This window comes from Deinococcus alpinitundrae (genome assembly GCF_009982895.1).
GTDB lineage: Bacteria > Deinococcota > Deinococci > Deinococcales > Deinococcaceae > Deinococcus > Deinococcus alpinitundrae.
On record NZ_WXZL01000010.1, the window covers coordinates 117,677 to 134,461 of the forward strand.

A 16,785-nucleotide genomic window follows, 5' to 3' on the forward strand; every position below is an offset into this window, starting at 1 on the left:
AATAGTCAAAGGGCGACTCCACTCCGGAGTCGCCCTTTGACTTGTCTTGCTCGTGCTGAAACGGGCGCGCTCAGGCCGAGGCCGACTCCTCGCTGCCGTCCTTGTCGGGCTTTGCAAAGATCATGCGGCCCACATTGGTCTGCACATTGTTGACGACCACCACGCGGGCGGGGCGACCCCTGAGTTTCTGGCCGTCCTCGACGACGATCATGGTGCCGTCGTCGAGGTACGCCACACCCTGCCCGGCCTGCTGACCGCCCTTGGTCACGGTGACGGTCAGCACGTCGCCCGGCTGAAGCTGCGGGCGCAGGGCCACCGCCGCCTCGTTCAGGCTCAGCACCGTCAGGCCGTGCAGCTTGGCAATTTTGCTGAGGTTGGAATCGTTGGTCATGAGTCTCGCCCCGGTTTCGCGGGCCAGGCGCACCAGTTTATCGTCCACGGTGCTCAGGTCGGCAGTGTCCCAGTCCTCGACGCGCAGGAGAGTCACCTGGCGCAGCTCTTCGAGCACGTTCAGGCCACGCTTGCCGCGCGTACGCTTCTGGGTGTCGCCGTGGTCGGCCAGCAGTTGCAACTCGCGCAGCACGAAGCCGGGCACGATCAGTTCGCCCTCGATAAACCCGGCGCGGGCCAGATCGACGATGCGACCGTCGATGATCACATTGCTGTCGAGCAGCTTGCCGCCCTGCTTCTTGCGCGGCGCGGGGCCGAACCCGCTAAAGGCGTCAGCGTTCCGCACCGCGAAGGTGACAAAAAAGGCCGCCAGCACTCCGGTGATGATCACATTCCACCACCATCGGTAGACCGGCACGCCACCGAGCAGATTGCTGAGCAGCACGCTGACCAACAGGGCGATGACCAGCCCAAAGGTCGCCGCCGTGACCGTGCGCGGCGAAACTCCGGCGTACCAGGCTTGGATCCGCTCAGCGGTGCCGACCCAGCGGCGCTCGATGCGGGAAGCGATCAGGAAGGCGGCCAGCATCCCGGCCAGCATCAGTGACAGGGTATTGGTGAGCTGGGCGCTGGGCGAGGCCGCCGGAGGCAGCCAACGGCCCAGCGCCCAGCCGAATAACAGCCCCACCAGCAGGGTCAACGTGCGAACAGCAGACATTCAATCTCCAGTCTACACGCCGCGCTGCGCTCCGGCGGTCTGCCACACCACGCCGAGTGCGTCCTCAACGCTGCGCACGCCGCCGCCCTTACGCTCACCTTCCAGACCCGGGGGCACCACCAGGCGGTCGTAGCCGGTGCGGCGGGCTTCCTCGGCGCGGCGCTGCTGGCCGGTCACGGCGCGCACCTCTCCGGCCAAGCCGACCTCGCCGAACACCGCCACATCGCCGGGCAGCGCCTTGCCGACGACTGCCGAATACACCGCGATGGCAATGGCCAGGTCCAGGCCTGGGTCGAGCACCTTGAGGCCGCCCGCCAGGTTGACGTAAATGTCCAGCCCGCCCAGGTTGAGGTCAAGGCGGCGCTCCAGCACAGCCAGGACCACATCCACCCGGCGCGGATCGAGGCCCACGACGACCCGGCGCGGGTTGGGGTAGGGCGTCTTGGCTGCCAGCGCCTGCACTTCCAGCAGCATCGGGCGGTGGCCGTCGAGGGTGGCAGCGACCACGCTGCCCGGCACGCCGACCGGGCGCTCGGCCAGAAACGCCGCCGAGGGGTTGTCCACCGCGATCAGCCCCTCGGCGCGCATCTCGAAGACGCCGAGTTCACCCGCCTGCCCGAAGCGGTTCTTGACCGACCGCAGCAGCCGGTACTGGCCCACCGATTCCAGAAACACGGTGGTGTCCACGATGTGCTCCATCACCTTCGGCCCGGCCACCGTGCCTTCCTTGGTGACGTGGCCGACCAGCACCGTGGCCGTGCCGGATTCCTTGGCCGCACGGGTCAGCAAGCTGGTGGCCTCGCGCACCTGGGCCACGCCGCCCGACGCGCCGTCCCCCTCGATCTGCACCGTCTGGATGCTGTCCACGATGCACAGCGCGGGTTTGTGTTCCTGCATCAGGGCCGCGATGTGCTCGGCGCGCGTGTCGCGGGTCAGCTGGATGTCGGAAGTGACGCCCAACCGGTCGGCGCGAAGGCGGATCTGTTCGAGCGATTCCTCGCCCGCCACATACAGCACGGTGCGGCCAGAGAGCGAGAGCTGATGCGCCACCTGAAGCAGCAAGGTGGATTTGCCGATGCCGGGTTCGCCGCCGATCAATGTGACGCCGCCCGCCACCAAGCCGCCGCCCAGCACCCGGTCGAGTTCGGGCATTCCGCTGGCGAGCCGGGGTTCCTCGCGGCGCCCGACGCTGATCAGACCGGTCAGCTTGCCGCCGGTGACGCCGCCGTAGGCCCCGCCGATGGCCTTGCCCTTGCTGCTCAGGGCGGGGGTCTCCTCCTCGAAGCTGTTCCAGGCCTGGCAGTTGGGGCAGCGGCCCAGCGGTCCCGACGCCTGGTAGCCGCACGACTGGCAAACGTACTTGGTCTGAACGCGGGCCATTATTTGAGCGGTGGCTTGTGCAGCGCCGCCTCGGCCTGCGGGGTGGGCAGGGTGGCCGAGCCGGTGGGACGGCTCCCGGCCTTCCAGAACTGCTCGCCGTCGGTCATCAGGTAATCGCCCTCGACCAGTTCGCGGCGCAGCACCGACACGTCTTCCAGGGTGGTGTGGTCGTGCAGGAAGGTGTCGAGATCGGCGGCGGTGTAGAGGTGGCCGCCGTCGAGCTGGGCGGAGAGGTGGCTGAGCACGGCGAGCTGATGGGCACGGCGGCGGTCGCTGGGCCAGGTGGTCACGCGCCCATGCTCGTCTTGAAAGGCGGCAATACTTTTCGTCATGCCCCGGATGCTAGCGGGTTTGGCCCCAGGAAACTGGAAGTTGGATGGCCGGAAAGAAAGCGGTGCGCTTCGCTTTCTGACCCAGTCCGCCACGCCCGCAACCCGTTGCACAGCACGGAGGCGAGAAAAAACAAAACGCACCCTGCCTTCCAACTCTCCTGGCCGGGCAGGTCTTCGCCGCAAAGGCCACGCCTTGACCGCCCCACACCACGCTCTGGAACGCCGCCGCAAGCAGCCAAATGAAATGCCGGAAGCTCCATCCCGAGCGGAGCGACCTCCTTCCACTCCCCACCGGGGAGGGGGCTGGGGGAGAGGGACGACCGCAAAAGCCTGAAAGCCGAAGCCACTTGACCTTTCCACCCAGCGCACAAAACAAAGCTGGCCCCCACTCTCCTAGGCCCGCAGCCGCTAAGATGCAAAGCTGCGGTGCGCGCGAGTGACTTAGATCTTCCGGCACCCTCACCCCGGAGGAGTTTTGAGCTACTGGCGTACCCAAATCAAACCGCTGCTGGACGCCGAGACCGGCACCATGTTCAAACAGGCCCCCATCCGCGTGTCGCTGGTGTTTCCTAACCGCTACTCGGTGGGCATGGCGAGCTTAGGCTTTCAGGTCATCTACCGGATGTTCAACAACGAGGAAGGCGTGGCCTGCGAGCGGGCCTTTTTGCCCGACGACGTGGAGCAGTTTGAGAAGCAAAATCAGTCACTGCCTACTGTGGAGAGCGGCAAAGACGCGGGCGACTGCGAACTGTTCGCCATGAGCGTGAGCTTCGAACTCGATCTGACCAACATCATCCGCACGCTCGATCTGGCCGGACTGCGGCCCCTGCGCAGCGAGCGTAACGACACCGACGCCATCGTGATGATCGGCGGCCCGCTGACGAGTTCCAACCCGTATCCGCTGACTCCCTTTGCCGATCTGATCGTGATCGGCGACGGCGAACAAATCGTGCCGATGGTGAGCGAGGCGCTACGGGCCTCTGATACCCGTGAGGATTTCTACGACCTCGTTGACGGCATGCCGGGCATCTTTCTTCCGGCAAGGCATACCGTCGAGCCGAACTGGGCCACCGCGCCCAAGGAGCTGCTGCCCGCCTACTCACAGATCGTGACCCCGCACAGCGAACTCTCCAACATGTTCCTGATCGAGGCGCAGCGCGGCTGCCCACGCCCCTGCACCTTCTGCCTGGCGCGCACCATGTACGGCCCCAACCGCAACAACGGCGGCGACGAGTTGCTCGCCCACATTCCCGACTGGGCGCAGAAGGTGGGGCTGGTGGGCGCGGCGCTCTCCGACTTTCCGCACACCAAGTATGTGGGGCGCACCCTCACCGAGCGCGGCGTCAAGCTGGGCGTCAGCAGCATTCGCGCCGATACGGTGGACGAGGAACTGGCCGAGATTCTGAAGGCAGGTGGCCTGCGCACCTTCACGGTGGCTTCCGACGCGCCGTCCGAGCGCCTGCGCCGCTGGTTGAAGAAGGGCATCACCACCGAGGACCTGCTCAAGACCGCCCAGATCAGCCGCGACCTGAAGTTCTCGGGCCTCAAGGTCTACATGATGATCGGGCTGGGGCCGGAGAACGACGAGGACATCTCCGAGCTGATCTCATTTACCAAGGAACTTGCCCAAGTCAACCGCATCGCGCTGGGTATCTCGCCATTCGTGCCCAAGCGGCACACACCGCACTTTCAGGACTCGTTCGCGGGCGTCAAGGTCATCGAGGCGCGGCTCAAGCGCATCCAGAAGGAACTGCGCACCACCGCCGAGCTTCGCAACGTGTCGGCCAAGTGGGCCTGGGTCGAATCCGTGATTGCACGCGGCGGGCCGGAGATCGGCATGGCGGCCTATCAGATCTACCGCAACGAGAGTATCGGGGCCTGGAAAAAGGCGCTGGAAGAGGTGGGTTGGAGCGACGAGTTCGAGGCCAACGAGAGCCGCATCGAGCTTCCGGCAGGCCAGATCGTGCGCGGCGCAAGCGGACAACACGAGGGGCTGGCGGTCTAGCCTTCAGCAAAAGGAAAAGGCGCGGCGTTCCATTAGAGGAGCCGCGCCCTTTGCTGACCGCCTACCCTCGAACGCTGCGAACCGGCTCCGGGGCGGGATCTTGCCGATAATCCAGATAAGACAGGTAGGTCAGCCAGCCGATGCCGCCGAAGAGGGTCAGCACAAACCCCAGCGGCATCAGCCACGGAAGCAGCCACGCGCTGGGAACGAGCAGGCCGACGATCAGACTCAGCAGCCCGAAGCACACCAGAAACACCCCGCCCCGGCGCTGGCTTTTGTGCCAGGCCCGCTTGCTCAGAAAGGTCCAGGGGGTGCGGAAGCCCACCCATGGACTCGGCTGCACTTTACCCATCACATTGCCGAGCAGCACAAAGACTAGGCCCATTCCCAGCAAGACAGCGCGTTCAGGGGTCCAGTCCAGCGCGTACTGGGCGGTGATACATAGGCCCAGCAGGCTCAGGCCCAGCCGCACCACCCGCATGATCTCCGTGTTTTTTGGCATGCGGGACTGCAAGGCGATCAGCAGCAGCGAGACCGCCAGCAAGATCAGCGGTACCAGCGCCAGCGCCTCGAAGCGCCCGCCATACCGGTCTATTTCGCCCTGAACGTTCCAGTGGACCGGCAGGGTTTCGGGAATGCGGTTCCAGGTCCAGACGATCAACGCGGCGTTGACGGCCAGCACCAGCAAAGTCGACCCTTCCTGTTTGACCGAGATGATGGCATGTTCATTCATGGTCTGCTCTCCCCTTTCAAGTGAGTGTCCGGCTCGCCGAACAGGCCCAGCAGTCCTATCAGCACGTCCTGAAACACGGTGGTATTGAGCCGGTAGAGCACCGTCGTGCCGCGCTTCTCGGTCTGCACCAGATCGGCGGCCTTCAGCACCGCGAAGTGGCCGCTGAGGGTACTTTTGGTGAGCGGAAACAGCTCGGCCAGCTCGCCCGCCGTGCGCTCGCCGCCGCGCAACTCGCGCAGAATCTCGCGGCGGGTGGGGTCGGCCAGCGCTTTGAAGACTTCATTCACTGTGTCTCCTATTTTGTTATTTCGCCAACTAACGAAATAATAAACATTCATCCAACACCTGTCAAGCCCAGGAGGACTATCCTGAAGGCATGACCCTGACTTCTCCGCTCAGCCTGGAGCAAATCCGCCAGCAGTTTCCGCCGCTCCAGCACGGCTTGATCTACTTCGACAACGCGGCGGGCGGCCTGCTGCCCACGCGCAGCATCACGGCCATCACCGACCACCTGATGCGCTACGGCGCGACCAACTCCACGCCTGGGCACGCCGCCGGAGCCGAGATCATGGCGCTGAAAGTGCGGGCGCGGGAAGCCACCGCCGCCTTCATCAACGCCGCACCGGGCGAGGTGGCGCTGGCGCAGAGCAGCACCGCGCTGAACTTCCGGCTGGCCGCCGCCTTCGCGCGGCTGTGGGGCGAGGGCGACGAGATCGTTATTTCCGAATTGGAGCACGAGGCCAACGCCAGCCCCTGGCGCGAGCTGGAACGGGTGGGCGTGAAGGTGAACATCTGGCGCACGCAGGGCGACATGACGCTGGCAGTCAGCGACCTGGAAGCGCTCCTGACCCCGCGCACCCGGCTGGTAGCAGTGACGGCGGCCAGCAACGCGCTGGGTATCACGGTGGACATTCCCGCCGTCAGCCGGGCCGTTCACGCCGCAGGCGGCTGGCTGATGGTGGACGCCGTTCACGCCGCGCCGCACACCCTGATCGACGTGCAGGCCTGGGGCTGCGACTTCCTGTGTTTCAGCCCCTACAAAGTCTGGGCACCGCACCTGGGGGCGCTGTACGTGCGCGGCGAGCTGCTGGCGGGCCTGCCGGTGCCCAAGCTGGAATTCGTGGCCGAGGACGATATCACCAAGTTGGAGCACGGCACGCCGCAGTACGAACTGCTGGCCGGATGGCTGGGCACGCTCGAGTATCTGGCCGAGCTGGGCGGTCAGCAGACGTTCAGCCGCGCCGCGCTGGAGGCCGCTTATGAGCGCATTCACGCGCTGGAAGCACCTTTGCTCGCGCAGATGCTTAGCGGCTTGCAGGGCACCGATGGTGTCAGCGTCTACGGCCCCGAGACCACCGAACAGCGGGTCGGCACGCTGGGCTTCCGGGTGGCGGGCGAGTCGCCGCTGACAACCGCCGAGCGCCTGATGCGCTCGGGCGTCAGCGTGGCGGCGGGGCACTTCTACGCCGTGATGCCGGTCAAGCGCCTGAATCTCTATCCCGACGGCGTGGTGCGGGTCAGCCTGGCGCATTACACCTCGGCGGCGGACGTGGACGCCCTGCTGGCGGCGGTGAAGTCAGGCCGCTGACTCTCGGTGAAGGGCAATGGGGACCAGGCCGTTCGGTTGCCTGGTCCCCATTGCCCTTCCGCTCCGCGCTATTCCCAGGCCTCGCCCAGCACCTCGTCGGGCAACCGCTCGTCCAGCGGTACCTGATCGGCCCAGACCTTCATATCGGTGAGGCGGGCCGCGCCGAAGGTGGTGGTGAAGGCCACGTCGGCGGCGTCGCGCCCGGTGGCGATCAGGATGCGGCCGATCCGGGGGTGGTTGTGGCGGGCGTCGAAGTTGCGCCACTCGCCGCCCAAGTAGGCCTGAAACCAGGCGTGGAAGTCCATCGGCACGCCGTCGGGCGGAATGCCGATGTCGCCCAGATAGCCGCAGACGTAGCGCGCCGGAATGTTGAGCGCCCGGCAAAACGCCACACCCATGTGCGCAAAATCGCGGCAGACCGCCTTGCCCGAGGCGTAGGCCTGCTGGGCGGTAGTGGTGGAGTTGCTGCCCACCCCGTAGATGCACGAGCCGTAGAGGTGATCGCTGATGGCCTGCACCTGTGCCCAGCCGCCCTGAATGTGCCCGAAGCGCTCCCAGGCCTCGGCGGCCAGCAAATCGGAATCGACGTAGCGGCTGGGCAAGAGGAAGCGCAGCGTGTCGTCGGGCAATTCTTCGACCGGGGTCTTGGGCAGCTCGGGAGACTGCGGATCGGGCAGGCCCGACACGTCCACCAGCAAGTCGTGGCTGACCACCAGATTGCCGGGCTGGGCCAGCATGCGCCACACCACGTTGCCGTGGGCATCGTCGTAGCGGTACAGATGGGTCACGCCGCTGCGCGGGGTCACGGCGCGGCGGGCCTCGATGATGTGCTGGCTGGGGCGCTCGGTGGGTTCGACGACAAACAGCATCGGGGTCGGAAACGGCACTTCGAAGGTGAGCGAGAAGCCTACGCGGACGCGGATCAGGTCGGTCATGGACAAAGCGGGCGCAGACATGACTTATCTTTTCACAGATTGCCCAGATCGCAAGGCGCAGCGGCCTGGGACCCTGCCGTGAGGCGCAACCTGGGCCGCCGTCGCCGAACAATTCGCAGCAGCCCCCGACTTCGGTTTCCGTGTGGCCCGCCCCGCGTGTTTGATTTACCCTGAGGCATGAACCGACTTGCCCACGAATCCAGCCCGTACCTGCGCCAGCACCAGGACAACCCGGTGGACTGGTATCCCTGGGGCGAGGAAGCCTTCGCCGCCGCCCGTGAGCGGGATGTGCCGCTGCTGCTGAGCGTGGGCTACTCGACTTGCCACTGGTGCCACGTGATGGCGCACGAGAGCTTCGAGAACGCGCAGGTGGCCGGGTTCATGAACGCCCATTTCGTGAACGTCAAGATTGACCGTGAGGAGCGCCCCGACGTGGACGGCGTGTACATGAGCGCGGTGCAGGCCATGACCGGGTCGGGCGGCTGGCCGATGACGGTGTTCGCCCTGCCCAACGGCGAGCCGTTTTATGCCGGCACCTACTTTCCGCCGACCGACCGCCAGGGCCTGCCAAGCTTTGCCCGGGTGCTGAGTAGCCTGGCCCAGACCTGGCAGACCGAGCGCGAGAAGGTGCTGGGCAATGCGGAGGCCATCACCGCGCACCTCAGAGAGCAGACGCCGCAGGAAAGCGAGTCCGACCCGCTGCCGCAGGACTTTCTGGAGCGCGGCGTCGAGAACCTCAGCCGCGTCTACGATGCCCGCTTCGGCGGCTTCGGTCACGCACCCAAATTCCCGGCCCCCACCACCCTCAGCTTTCTGCTGACCCAGCCGCAGGGACAGCAGATGGCGCTCACGACCCTGCACAAGATGGGCCGGGGCGGCATTTACGACCAGCTCGGCGGCGGCTGGCACCGCTACAGCGTGGACGAGAGATGGCTGGTGCCGCACTTCGAGAAGATGCTCTACGACAACGCCCAGCTCGCCCGGACGCTGCTGGGGGCATATCAGATCAGCCAGGACACCGATCTGCTGCGGCTGGCCCGCGAGACGCTGGCTTACCTAGAGCGCGAGATGCTCAGCCCGGAAGGCGGCTTCTACAGCGCCCAGGACGCCGACCAGGAAGGCATCGAGGGCAAGTTCTTCGTGTGGACGCTGCAGGAACTGGCGCTGCTGGGTGAGGACGCCGAACTGGCGCAGCAGGCTTTCGGCGTGACGCCTGAGGGCAACTTCATGGACCCCCACCACCCCGAGTTCGGGCGGCGCAGCGTGCTGAGCATGCCGCAGCCGCGGCCCGATCTGGCTGCCGGGTTGGACCTGGAGGAAGACGAACTGCGCGGGCGGCTGGAGCGGGCCAGAACCCTCCTGTTCGAGGAGCGCCGGAAGCGCACACATCCCGGCACCGACGACAAGGTGCTGACCTCCTGGAACGGGCTGGCGCTGGCCGCCTTCGCCGACGCCGCCCGCATCACCGGCGAGCCGCACTACCTCGACATCGCCAATCGCAATGCCGACTTCGTGCGGGCCAGCCTGAGCGACCCGGACGGCGGGCTATTGCACACCTTCCACGGCGGCGTGGCCAGGGTGCGCGGTTTAATCGAAGACCAGGCGCTCTACGGGCTGGGGCTGGTTGCTCTGTATCAGGCGGGCGGCGATCTGGCGCACCTGCACTGGGCGCGTGAACTGTGGCAGCGCTGCGCCGGGCAGTACTGGAACGAGGAGGCAGGCCTCTTCTACTCGACGGGTGGCCCCGCCGAGGTGCTGCTGACCCGCCAGGCCCAGGCCTTCGACTCTGCCGTGCTGAGTGACAACGCCGCCGCCGCGCTGCTGGGGCTGTGGATGTCGCGCTACTTCCTGGAAGAGAGGGAAGGCGAGCGGCTGGCCCGGCGCACGGTGCAGACCTTCCAGCGCGAGATGCTCTCGGCCGCCTCCGGCTTCGGCGGGCTGTGGCAGGTGGCCGCCTTCCTGGCCGCCCCACACACCGAGGTCGCCCTGCTGGGCACGCCGCCGCAGCGCGCTGAGCTGGCTGCCGAACTCGCCCGCCACTTCCTGCCGTTCACGGCGATCGCCCCCGCCGAGGTGGGCGGCGGGCTGGACGTGCTGGAGCAGCGCGGCGGCGCGGGCGTGGCCTATGTGTGCGTGAACCGGGCCTGCGAACTGCCCACCCTGGACCCGGCGGTGCTGGCCGGGCAACTCGAGCGCCTCGGTCTGGGTTAATCGGTCGGGGCTGACCTGGCCGGGCGGGCCATCCTCAAGGAAGCCAGAAGCGCTCCTCAGCCGCCGTCCACGCCCGAAGCCCAGACTGAACTCATCTCACGCCAGGAGGCTCCCCATGACCAAGCAGGGCGATCCGCACAACGATCTGAGCACGCCGCACGATCCCAAGGACGACCACGAGTCGCACTACACCACCGCGCCTGCCGAGGACCGGGTGGGCACCCAGGACCGGGGCATCGGCGGCATCCAGAACCAGGACGACCACCTCTCCGGTGAGGGCGCGCAGACCTTCAAGGGCCTCAATGCCCTGGTGACGCGCGATCCCGACGCCTTCGAGCACGCGCCGCAGGACCCGGCCTACGCGGGCGCGGACACCCCAGTAGGCAGTCTGGGCGGAATGCCGCCTGCCGTGAGCATGCCCGGTGAGCTGTCTGGCGGTGTGGCCAGCGTCGCCACCACCGGACTGCTGCCGGGCGGCAACACCGGCGGGGTCATGCTACCCGATCCCTTCCTGGCCCGCGACATCGACCCCAACCCGGCCTACACCCCGCCCAGCGAGCAGCGCAGCACCCATCCCAACGAGGGCACAGCAGATTTACCCGCAGGTGCACCCAGCGAGGGGTACCTCAAGGGCAACCTCAACGACACCGTCAGCACCGACAAGGACGGGTCGTGACCGACCCCGCAGACCTGAATGGCAGCGCTCTACCGACGCCGGACAATGCAGGGGACGTCCCGGCCAACAGCGGCAGCGACCTGCCCACCAACGAGGCGATGGGCGGTCTCAGCAGCAGCGTGGGGGGCATGAGCCGGGCACCGAGGGTCAACGATGCCATCGTGGACGAGACCGGCGGTACGGGCGCAGCAGGCCTCAGCCGCGACCCCGGCGACGCGGCAGGCGCGCCAGTCCATCAGGTGTCGGGCAAGAAGACAGACGAAGTGCCGTAGCCATCTAGTTAATTAGAGCGGGAGCACGTACACCTGCCCGCCGTCCACTTCGGTCCTGAACATCTTGACCGGCTTGACGGCGGGCAGCGTCTTGGCCTTGCCGGTGGCGAGTTCGAACTTGGCTCCGTGCTTCTCGCAGGTGATCCGGCCGTTGTCCACGTCACCGCCGAGCAGCGGGAAGTCCTTGTGGGTGCAGTTGTTCTTGAGGGCGTGATACTGCCCCTCATAGTTGACGACCACCACCGACTGACCACCCACACTCACCTCGGTCTGGCTGCCTTCGGGAAGTTCCGCCGCCGCGCCCACCAGGACGCGCTCAAGTTGCGCTTGCTCACTCATGCCCGGCAGTCTAGCGAACCGGGGGCGCTACCACCGGAGGCCCGCAGCATCAGACGCCGCAGCCGGTTTCCAGCACTTTCTTGAGACCTCTCGCGGGCATCCAGGTCCAGGCGTCGAGCGTCACGCCCTCGTAGTACGAATCGGATGTGACGATTTCCATCTGGCCGTCGCCGTTGAGGTCGGCCACGCCTTCCAGGCTGTAGCGGAGGTTGAGGCGCGGCGCATCGATGTCGGTGGACGCCTTGAGCACCACATCCGCGCCGAGCACGGTCGTCTTGACCTGACCGCTGACGACCGACCTCAGCAGCAGCAGCGAGAAGTCGCCCGCCGAGGCGTTGACCGCCGGCACTGGGCGCGGCAGGGCCGACCCCACCGATTCCGCGAAGTGGCTCGCCTCGATGATCACCTCGTCCTTACCGTCGCCGTCCAGATCGGCGCGCACGATCCGCTGAAGCTCGACCGCCGGGTTCTTCAGGCCGCGCCGCTGCAACTCGGCCCTGACGACAGCCCGGTAGGTTGGGTTGCTGTTTGGCAACAGAACCACCGGGCGCGGGCGGGCCTGAAGGTCGGCGCGGGTGGCGATCAGGGTCTGCTGGGCCACCCGGCGGGGCGCGAGGGCCACGCCGAAGTAATCGGGACAGGGCGAGTCGTACGACACCGGGGAGCCGCCCACCGCGCCCACGCCCGGGCCGCTCAACCCCCGAACCGTGTAGGGGGTGTCGGCCTTGACCTTCGGCACCGCATCCGGCGGCGAGAGCCAGCGCGGGTTGTCCCAGACGCCCAGCAGGGCCGCGCCATCGTCTTGATCGAAGATCACCAGCACCGGAGCGGTGCCCGTAGCGGCGGCCTGGGCAGCGGGTGTCAGAAGGCTGAAGGCGGCCAGCAGCAGACCCTTGAAATTCACGGCTCAGCCTGGCTTGCGCGCGTCACAGCGCCACCCGCTTGCCTTCCCGCGCCGAGGCGAACAGGGCGTCGAGCACGCGGGCCTGCTTCACGGCGTCGCCCGGTGGGTAGCGCAGCGCCTCCTCGCCGCGCGCCGCGCGCTGGAAGTGCGTCACCATCCGGGCGTAGCCGTTGCTGGGCGCAAACTGCTCCTCCTGTCCGTTGAGGCGCAGGGTCAGGGTCAGCTGCCTGAATGCGCTGTTGGACTCGAACGGCTGCTCCATTTCCAGGCTGCCCGCCGTGCCGTGAAGCACCACGCGCGGCGTACCCACCCAGTCGAAGGCGCAGTTCACGCTCGCCAGCGCGCCACTGTCATTCGGGCCCGGGTAGTCCAGCGCTGCCGAGAAGCCCACGTCCACCCCACGCTCTGGGCCGCCTGCCGACCAGCGGGCCTGGGCCTGCACCCCCTGCGGTTCACCCAGCAGCAGCCGCATCAGGTTGATGGGATAGCAGCCCACGTCGAACAGCGCGCCGCCGCCCATCTCGGGCAGCCAGCGAAAGTCGTCAGGATTGCTGAGCGCAAAGCCGTAGCTGCCCTGGTAACTGCGGATGGTGCCGAGTTCGCCACCCTGCACGATCTGGCGCAACCGCTCCACATGCGGCTGAAAGCGGTAAGCGAAGGCTTCCAGCGACACCCGCCCCGTCTCGGCGGCCACGTCCGCGAACTGCTGGGCCTCGCGGGCGTCGAGGCTCAGCGGCTTCTCGGTCAGGACATGCTTGCCCGCCCGCATGGCGGCGGCGCTCCAGGGCAGGTGCAGGTGGTTGGGCAGCGGGTTGTACACCGCGTCGATATCGGCGTCCACCACATCCTGATAGCGGCCGACTTCGGGAATCTGCCACTCTTCGGCAAAGCGGCGGGCGTGTTCGGAAGCGGGGTCGCGCACCCCGACAATGGCCACCGTGCCACCGCTCTCACGAATTGCCGGGATCAGGGCGCGGGCGATGCGGGCCGCGCCGAACAGGCCCCAGCGCAGGCTGGGGGCAGAAGCTGAATCGGTCATGGGCTGAGTCTAGAGGAATGAAACGAGCGCAGGCGACTTGACTCGCGGCGGCTCAACTTCTTGAGTCTAGCAACCCAGCGACCTGACGGTGCTGTGACCAAGCCCAAGGCAGGCTTGGGGCTCAGCTGACAGAGCGCTGAAGCGGCGGGCCGACCATCAGGTCAGGAACGAACTTCGCCCACACGACCACCCACCGCCGGAGGCCCCGCATGACCGCGTTCAGCATTCAGACCGCCGCTCAGCTGCAAACGACTCAGCCGGAACCCACCTTCCCGAGCATTCCCAGCGTCGAGACCCTCACCGAGCGGCTGCTGGCCTACGACTTCCCGAGTGGATTCGCCGATCGCCTGGCTGGGGAGGAAGGCTGGACGCTGGCCTTTGCCCTGGCGGTGCTGCGCGAGTACCGCCGCTTCGTGGTGCTGGCCGCCACCGCCGGTCAGAGCGTGACGCCGAGCCGGGCCGTGGACGCCGCCTGGCACCTGCACCTGACCTACACCCGCGATTACTGGCTGCGCCTGACACCGCTTCTGCCCGCCACACTGCACCACGACCCTTCTGCTGGGCTGGCCGACGACTCTGCCCACTTTGCCCGGCAGTACCAGGAGACACTCACGCTCTACCGCGCCCGCTTCGGTGAGCCGGATTCACTGATCTGGCCCGCTGCAGCCAGCCCTGAGCCGCAGCACACCCGCACCAGCCGTCGCCACTTTCCAGCTTGGCTGACGCTGCTGACCCTCTGGATTCTGGGCGGCGCGGCCCTCTTCAGGTTCGGCAGTTGGGCGGTGCTGGGCCTGATCGGGCTGGGTTTCGTCCTGCTGCTCGCCCGGCGCGCCCGTCAGTCGGCTGGGCGGCCCAGGTCCACTTCATCTTCTTCCGGCGACGACAGCGGCTTTCTCAGCTTCTCAGGCTTTCTGGCCGGCTTCGACGGCGGCAGCAGTTGTGACTCCGGCAGCAGTGACAGCAGCAGCGGTTGCAGCAGTGATGGCGGCGGGGGCGACGGGGGCGGCTCGGGGTGTGGCTCGGGCTGCGGGGGCGGTTGCGGCAGCTGAGGGGCAAACCCGGTCTCCAACCGTGAACGGCAGCGCCAAAGCGGTGAGCGCGGCGGGGTAAACTGAGCGCAACGGTGGGCAGGTCAGCGCACTTGGTCCCACGCCCTTCTAAGGAGACAGACAACCATGGACATGCGAAAGCTGATGAAGCAGATGCAGCAGGCCCAGAGCGCCGCCAGCAAGATTCAGGACGAACTCGCCGCCCAGACGGTGGAGGGCAGCGCCAGCGGACTGGTCACGGTGACGGCCAACGGTCACGGTAAGGTGCAGAGCCTCAAGATCAAACCCGAAGCGGTTGATCCGGACGATGTGGAAGCGCTCGAAGACCTGATTCTGGTGGCGATTCAGGAAGCGACCAATAAGGCCGACGAGTTGCAGCGGCAGGCGACCCAGGCCCTGGGCTTGCCGGGCGGCATGTTCTGAGCTGCTCGCCGCCGGAGACGCCGTGAAATACCCGCCCAGCTTGATCGCCCTGATCCGCGAACTCTCGCGCCTGCCGGGCATCGGTCCCAAGAGCGCCCAGCGCCTGGCCTTCCACCTCTTCGAACAGCCCAGAGAAGATGTCGAGCGCCTGGCCGGGGTGCTGCTCGACGCCAAACGCGAGCTGCACACCTGCCCGATCTGCTTTAACATCACCGACGCCGACGTGTGCGACGTGTGCGCCGATCCGGCCAGGATGCAGAACCTGATCTGCGTGGTGGAAGAACCCGGCGACGTGATCGCCATTGAAAAGAGCGGCGAGTACAACGGCCTCTACCACGTGCTGCACGGCGTCATCAGCCCAATGAACGGCGTGGGGCCGGACAAGTTGCAGCTCAAACCCCTGCTGCCCCGGCTCCAGGACGGCATGGAAGTGATTTTGGCCACCGGCACCACCGTCGAGGGGGAGGCCACCGCCATGTATATCCAGCGCCTCATCGAGCCGCTGGGCGTCATGGTGTCGCGCATCGCCTACGGCCTGCCGGTGGGCGGCGCACTCGAATACGCCGACGAGGTCACACTGGGCCGGGCACTCAGCGGACGCCAGCGCGTCACTAGGTAGCCGTGATTGCGGTGCAGTCCACCCCCCGACGGGCCGGTTTTTTCACACCAAGAGCCGGTTCGGTGACGTTCAGGTGAGAGAGAAACGAGTATGATGAGACACGATGCTTGCTGCCCTTAAACAATTGGTCACGGATGTGGACGGTGCCTGGGCCGCCGCCCTCGGCGGTCTCGACGGCCTGCTGGTCGACGGTCACAGCGAGGCCGACGTCGACCTGACCCTGCTGGTCGCCGAACACGCCGGACTGCTGCGCGCCGCCAAACAAGCCTATGAGCAGACCTTGTCCGGCGGTACGCCGAGCGAGTGGTTCCTGCGCGGCGAAACCCTCAGCGCCTACCTGCTGCCGATTCAGGACTTCTTCCTGCTGCTGATTCTCGACGGCCACGGCAATCTGGGTCAGGCGCGGGTCTACGGTGAGCAGACCCTCAGGCAACTGGAGACCTACTTATGAGCGCGCATCTGGGCGAGGTCATCGATCTGCCGGGCGTGGAAGGCGCGGTGCTCAGCAGCGCCGACGGCCTGAACCTGGAGAGCTACGGCCACTACACCGAGCTGCTGGCCGCCGAACTGGCCGCGCTGCGGGCCACCTTCGAGCGGGCCGCGCGTCAGAGCGGTCTGGGGCAGATGTCGCGGGTGTCGATCACCGCCGAGACGCTGGAAATCGTGGCCGTCACGGCAGGGCCTTACCTGGCGGCGGCGGCGCTGACGCGCGGCATCGACACCCGCGCCGCCCAGCAGGCGCTGGCCCGCCTGGCGCTGAACCTGTCGCTGCCGGGAGCCAACAATGCCCGCTGAGCCGCCGCGCCCCGAAGAGCTGATGGACCGCATTCTGGATACCAAGGGCGTGCGCTTTGCCGCCCTGATCGGTGCCGACGGCCAGGTGCTCACCAGCGCGGGCAGCGCTCCACCCGACGCCGGGTTCGTGCAGGCAGCGCGCGCCGTGGCCCAGAGCCTGAGCGCCACCGCAGGCGGCTCACCCCTCAAGGACCTGCTAATGGACTTTGCCGACGGCCCGGTGCTGCTGACCCCCACCGCTCAGCCGGATCATCTGCTAGTGGTGGGATTCAGCGATGTCGGCGATCTAGGCCGGGTGCGTTTCGCGGTCAAGCGGGACATCGGGAAACTCTAGTCACGCTGACCCAAAACAGAACGTGAGCGGGGGCCACAAGATG

20 protein-coding genes are annotated in these 16,785 nt (G+C 67.0%); 11 read left to right on the top strand and 9 right to left on the bottom strand.

Features of this window, described 5'->3' with window-relative positions; genetic code table 11:
- Positions 1-70: 70 nt before the first annotated feature.
- From GUI70_RS11350 to GUI70_RS11360, 3 genes are read right to left on the bottom strand one after another with little or no spacing between them, the layout of a single operon-like run.
- Positions 71-1,108 (bottom strand): PIN/TRAM domain-containing protein, encoded by a 1,038-nt coding sequence (locus tag GUI70_RS11350; RefSeq protein ID WP_161882423.1) that lies wholly within the window; start codon positions 1,106-1,108, stop codon positions 71-73.
- A 12-nt stretch (positions 1,109-1,120) separates the two neighbouring features.
- Positions 1,121-2,488: a DNA repair protein RadA gene (radA, locus tag GUI70_RS11355; RefSeq protein WP_161882424.1), complete on the bottom strand. Its 1,368-nt coding sequence runs from the start codon at positions 2,486-2,488 to the stop codon at positions 1,121-1,123.
- Positions 2,488-2,820, bottom strand: coding sequence for a DUF2087 domain-containing protein (locus tag GUI70_RS11360; protein WP_161882425.1), 333 nt, complete (start codon positions 2,818-2,820; stop codon positions 2,488-2,490). Before GUI70_RS11360 ends, radA begins: the two co-directional genes overlap by 1 nt.
- A gap of 475 nt (positions 2,821-3,295) precedes the next feature.
- Here GUI70_RS11360 and GUI70_RS11365 point away from each other — a divergent pair, with 475 nt between their 5' ends.
- A complete protein-coding gene (locus tag GUI70_RS11365; protein ID WP_161882426.1) occupies positions 3,296-4,825 on the top strand; it encodes a B12-binding domain-containing radical SAM protein in 1,530 nt (509 codons plus the stop codon).
- 61 nt (positions 4,826-4,886) lie between these two features.
- Here the strand turns inward: GUI70_RS11365 and GUI70_RS11370 are convergent, their stop codons facing one another.
- Positions 4,887-5,558, bottom strand: a complete 672-nt coding sequence (locus GUI70_RS11370; RefSeq protein WP_161882427.1) for a DUF1648 domain-containing protein — start codon at positions 5,556-5,558, stop codon at positions 4,887-4,889.
- Positions 5,555-5,845, bottom strand: coding sequence for an autorepressor SdpR family transcription factor (locus GUI70_RS11375; protein ID WP_161882428.1), 291 nt, complete (start codon positions 5,843-5,845; stop codon positions 5,555-5,557). The genes GUI70_RS11370 and GUI70_RS11375 overlap by 4 nt, the downstream gene beginning before the upstream one ends.
- A gap of 89 nt (positions 5,846-5,934) precedes the next feature.
- Between GUI70_RS11375 and GUI70_RS11380 the strand changes: the two genes are divergently transcribed.
- Complete coding sequence (locus tag GUI70_RS11380; protein WP_161882429.1) at positions 5,935-7,146, top strand: cysteine desulfurase-like protein; 1,212 nt, start codon at positions 5,935-5,937, stop codon at positions 7,144-7,146.
- A 68-nt stretch (positions 7,147-7,214) separates the two neighbouring features.
- Here GUI70_RS11380 and GUI70_RS11385 read toward each other — a convergent pair whose 3' ends face one another.
- A complete protein-coding gene (locus GUI70_RS11385; protein WP_161882430.1) occupies positions 7,215-8,102 on the bottom strand; it encodes a transglutaminase-like domain-containing protein in 888 nt (295 codons plus the stop codon).
- A gap of 156 nt (positions 8,103-8,258) precedes the next feature.
- Here GUI70_RS11385 and GUI70_RS11390 point away from each other — a divergent pair, with 156 nt between their 5' ends.
- The 3 genes from GUI70_RS11390 (at position 8,259) to GUI70_RS11400 (ending at position 11,240) form a co-directional block, all read left to right on the top strand.
- On the top strand, positions 8,259-10,292 hold the full coding sequence (locus GUI70_RS11390) for a thioredoxin domain-containing protein (protein ID WP_161882431.1): 2,034 nt from the start codon (positions 8,259-8,261) through the stop codon (positions 10,290-10,292).
- A 115-nt stretch (positions 10,293-10,407) separates the two neighbouring features.
- Positions 10,408-10,968 (top strand): hypothetical protein, encoded by a 561-nt coding sequence (locus GUI70_RS11395; RefSeq protein ID WP_161882432.1) that lies wholly within the window; start codon positions 10,408-10,410, stop codon positions 10,966-10,968.
- Complete coding sequence (locus GUI70_RS11400; protein WP_161882433.1) at positions 10,965-11,240, top strand: hypothetical protein; 276 nt, start codon at positions 10,965-10,967, stop codon at positions 11,238-11,240. The genes GUI70_RS11395 and GUI70_RS11400 overlap by 4 nt, the downstream gene beginning before the upstream one ends.
- Positions 11,241-11,252: 12 nt before the next feature.
- Here the strand turns inward: GUI70_RS11400 and GUI70_RS11405 are convergent, their stop codons facing one another.
- The 3 genes from GUI70_RS11405 to GUI70_RS11415 are packed head-to-tail and all read right to left on the bottom strand — an operon-like array spanning position 11,253 to position 13,522.
- Positions 11,253-11,579, bottom strand: a complete 327-nt coding sequence (locus GUI70_RS11405) for a Rieske 2Fe-2S domain-containing protein (protein WP_161882434.1) — start codon at positions 11,577-11,579, stop codon at positions 11,253-11,255.
- Positions 11,580-11,628: 49 nt separating this feature from the next.
- Positions 11,629-12,483 (bottom strand): hypothetical protein, encoded by an 855-nt coding sequence (locus GUI70_RS11410; protein WP_161882435.1) that lies wholly within the window; start codon positions 12,481-12,483, stop codon positions 11,629-11,631.
- 22 nt (positions 12,484-12,505) lie between these two features.
- Positions 12,506-13,522: a Gfo/Idh/MocA family protein gene (locus tag GUI70_RS11415; RefSeq protein ID WP_161882436.1), complete on the bottom strand. Its 1,017-nt coding sequence runs from the start codon at positions 13,520-13,522 to the stop codon at positions 12,506-12,508.
- 209 nt (positions 13,523-13,731) lie between these two features.
- Here GUI70_RS11415 and GUI70_RS11420 point away from each other — a divergent pair, with 209 nt between their 5' ends.
- The 6 genes from GUI70_RS11420 to GUI70_RS11445 all read left to right on the top strand — a co-directional run bounded on the left by GUI70_RS11420 (position 13,732) and on the right by GUI70_RS11445 (position 16,742).
- Positions 13,732-14,571, top strand: coding sequence for a glycine-rich domain-containing protein (locus GUI70_RS11420; RefSeq protein ID WP_161882437.1), 840 nt, complete (start codon positions 13,732-13,734; stop codon positions 14,569-14,571).
- Positions 14,572-14,697: 126 nt separating this feature from the next.
- Positions 14,698-14,994, top strand: a complete 297-nt coding sequence (locus GUI70_RS11425) for a YbaB/EbfC family nucleoid-associated protein (RefSeq protein ID WP_161882438.1) — start codon at positions 14,698-14,700, stop codon at positions 14,992-14,994.
- A 22-nt stretch (positions 14,995-15,016) separates the two neighbouring features.
- Positions 15,017-15,613: a recombination mediator RecR gene (gene recR, locus GUI70_RS11430; protein ID WP_161882439.1), complete on the top strand. Its 597-nt coding sequence runs from the start codon at positions 15,017-15,019 to the stop codon at positions 15,611-15,613.
- 103 nt (positions 15,614-15,716) lie between these two features.
- Positions 15,717-16,064 carry a roadblock/LC7 domain-containing protein gene (locus tag GUI70_RS11435; RefSeq protein WP_161882440.1) on the top strand — a complete coding sequence of 116 codons (348 nt, stop codon included), beginning with the start codon at positions 15,717-15,719 and terminating at the stop codon, positions 16,062-16,064.
- On the top strand, positions 16,061-16,408 hold the full coding sequence (locus GUI70_RS11440; RefSeq protein WP_161882441.1) for a roadblock/LC7 domain-containing protein: 348 nt from the start codon (positions 16,061-16,063) through the stop codon (positions 16,406-16,408). Before GUI70_RS11435 ends, GUI70_RS11440 begins: the two co-directional genes overlap by 4 nt.
- Positions 16,398-16,742 carry a roadblock/LC7 domain-containing protein gene (locus GUI70_RS11445; protein WP_161882442.1) on the top strand — a complete coding sequence of 115 codons (345 nt, stop codon included), beginning with the start codon at positions 16,398-16,400 and terminating at the stop codon, positions 16,740-16,742. Before GUI70_RS11440 ends, GUI70_RS11445 begins: the two co-directional genes overlap by 11 nt.
- Positions 16,743-16,785: the final 43 nt, after the last annotated feature.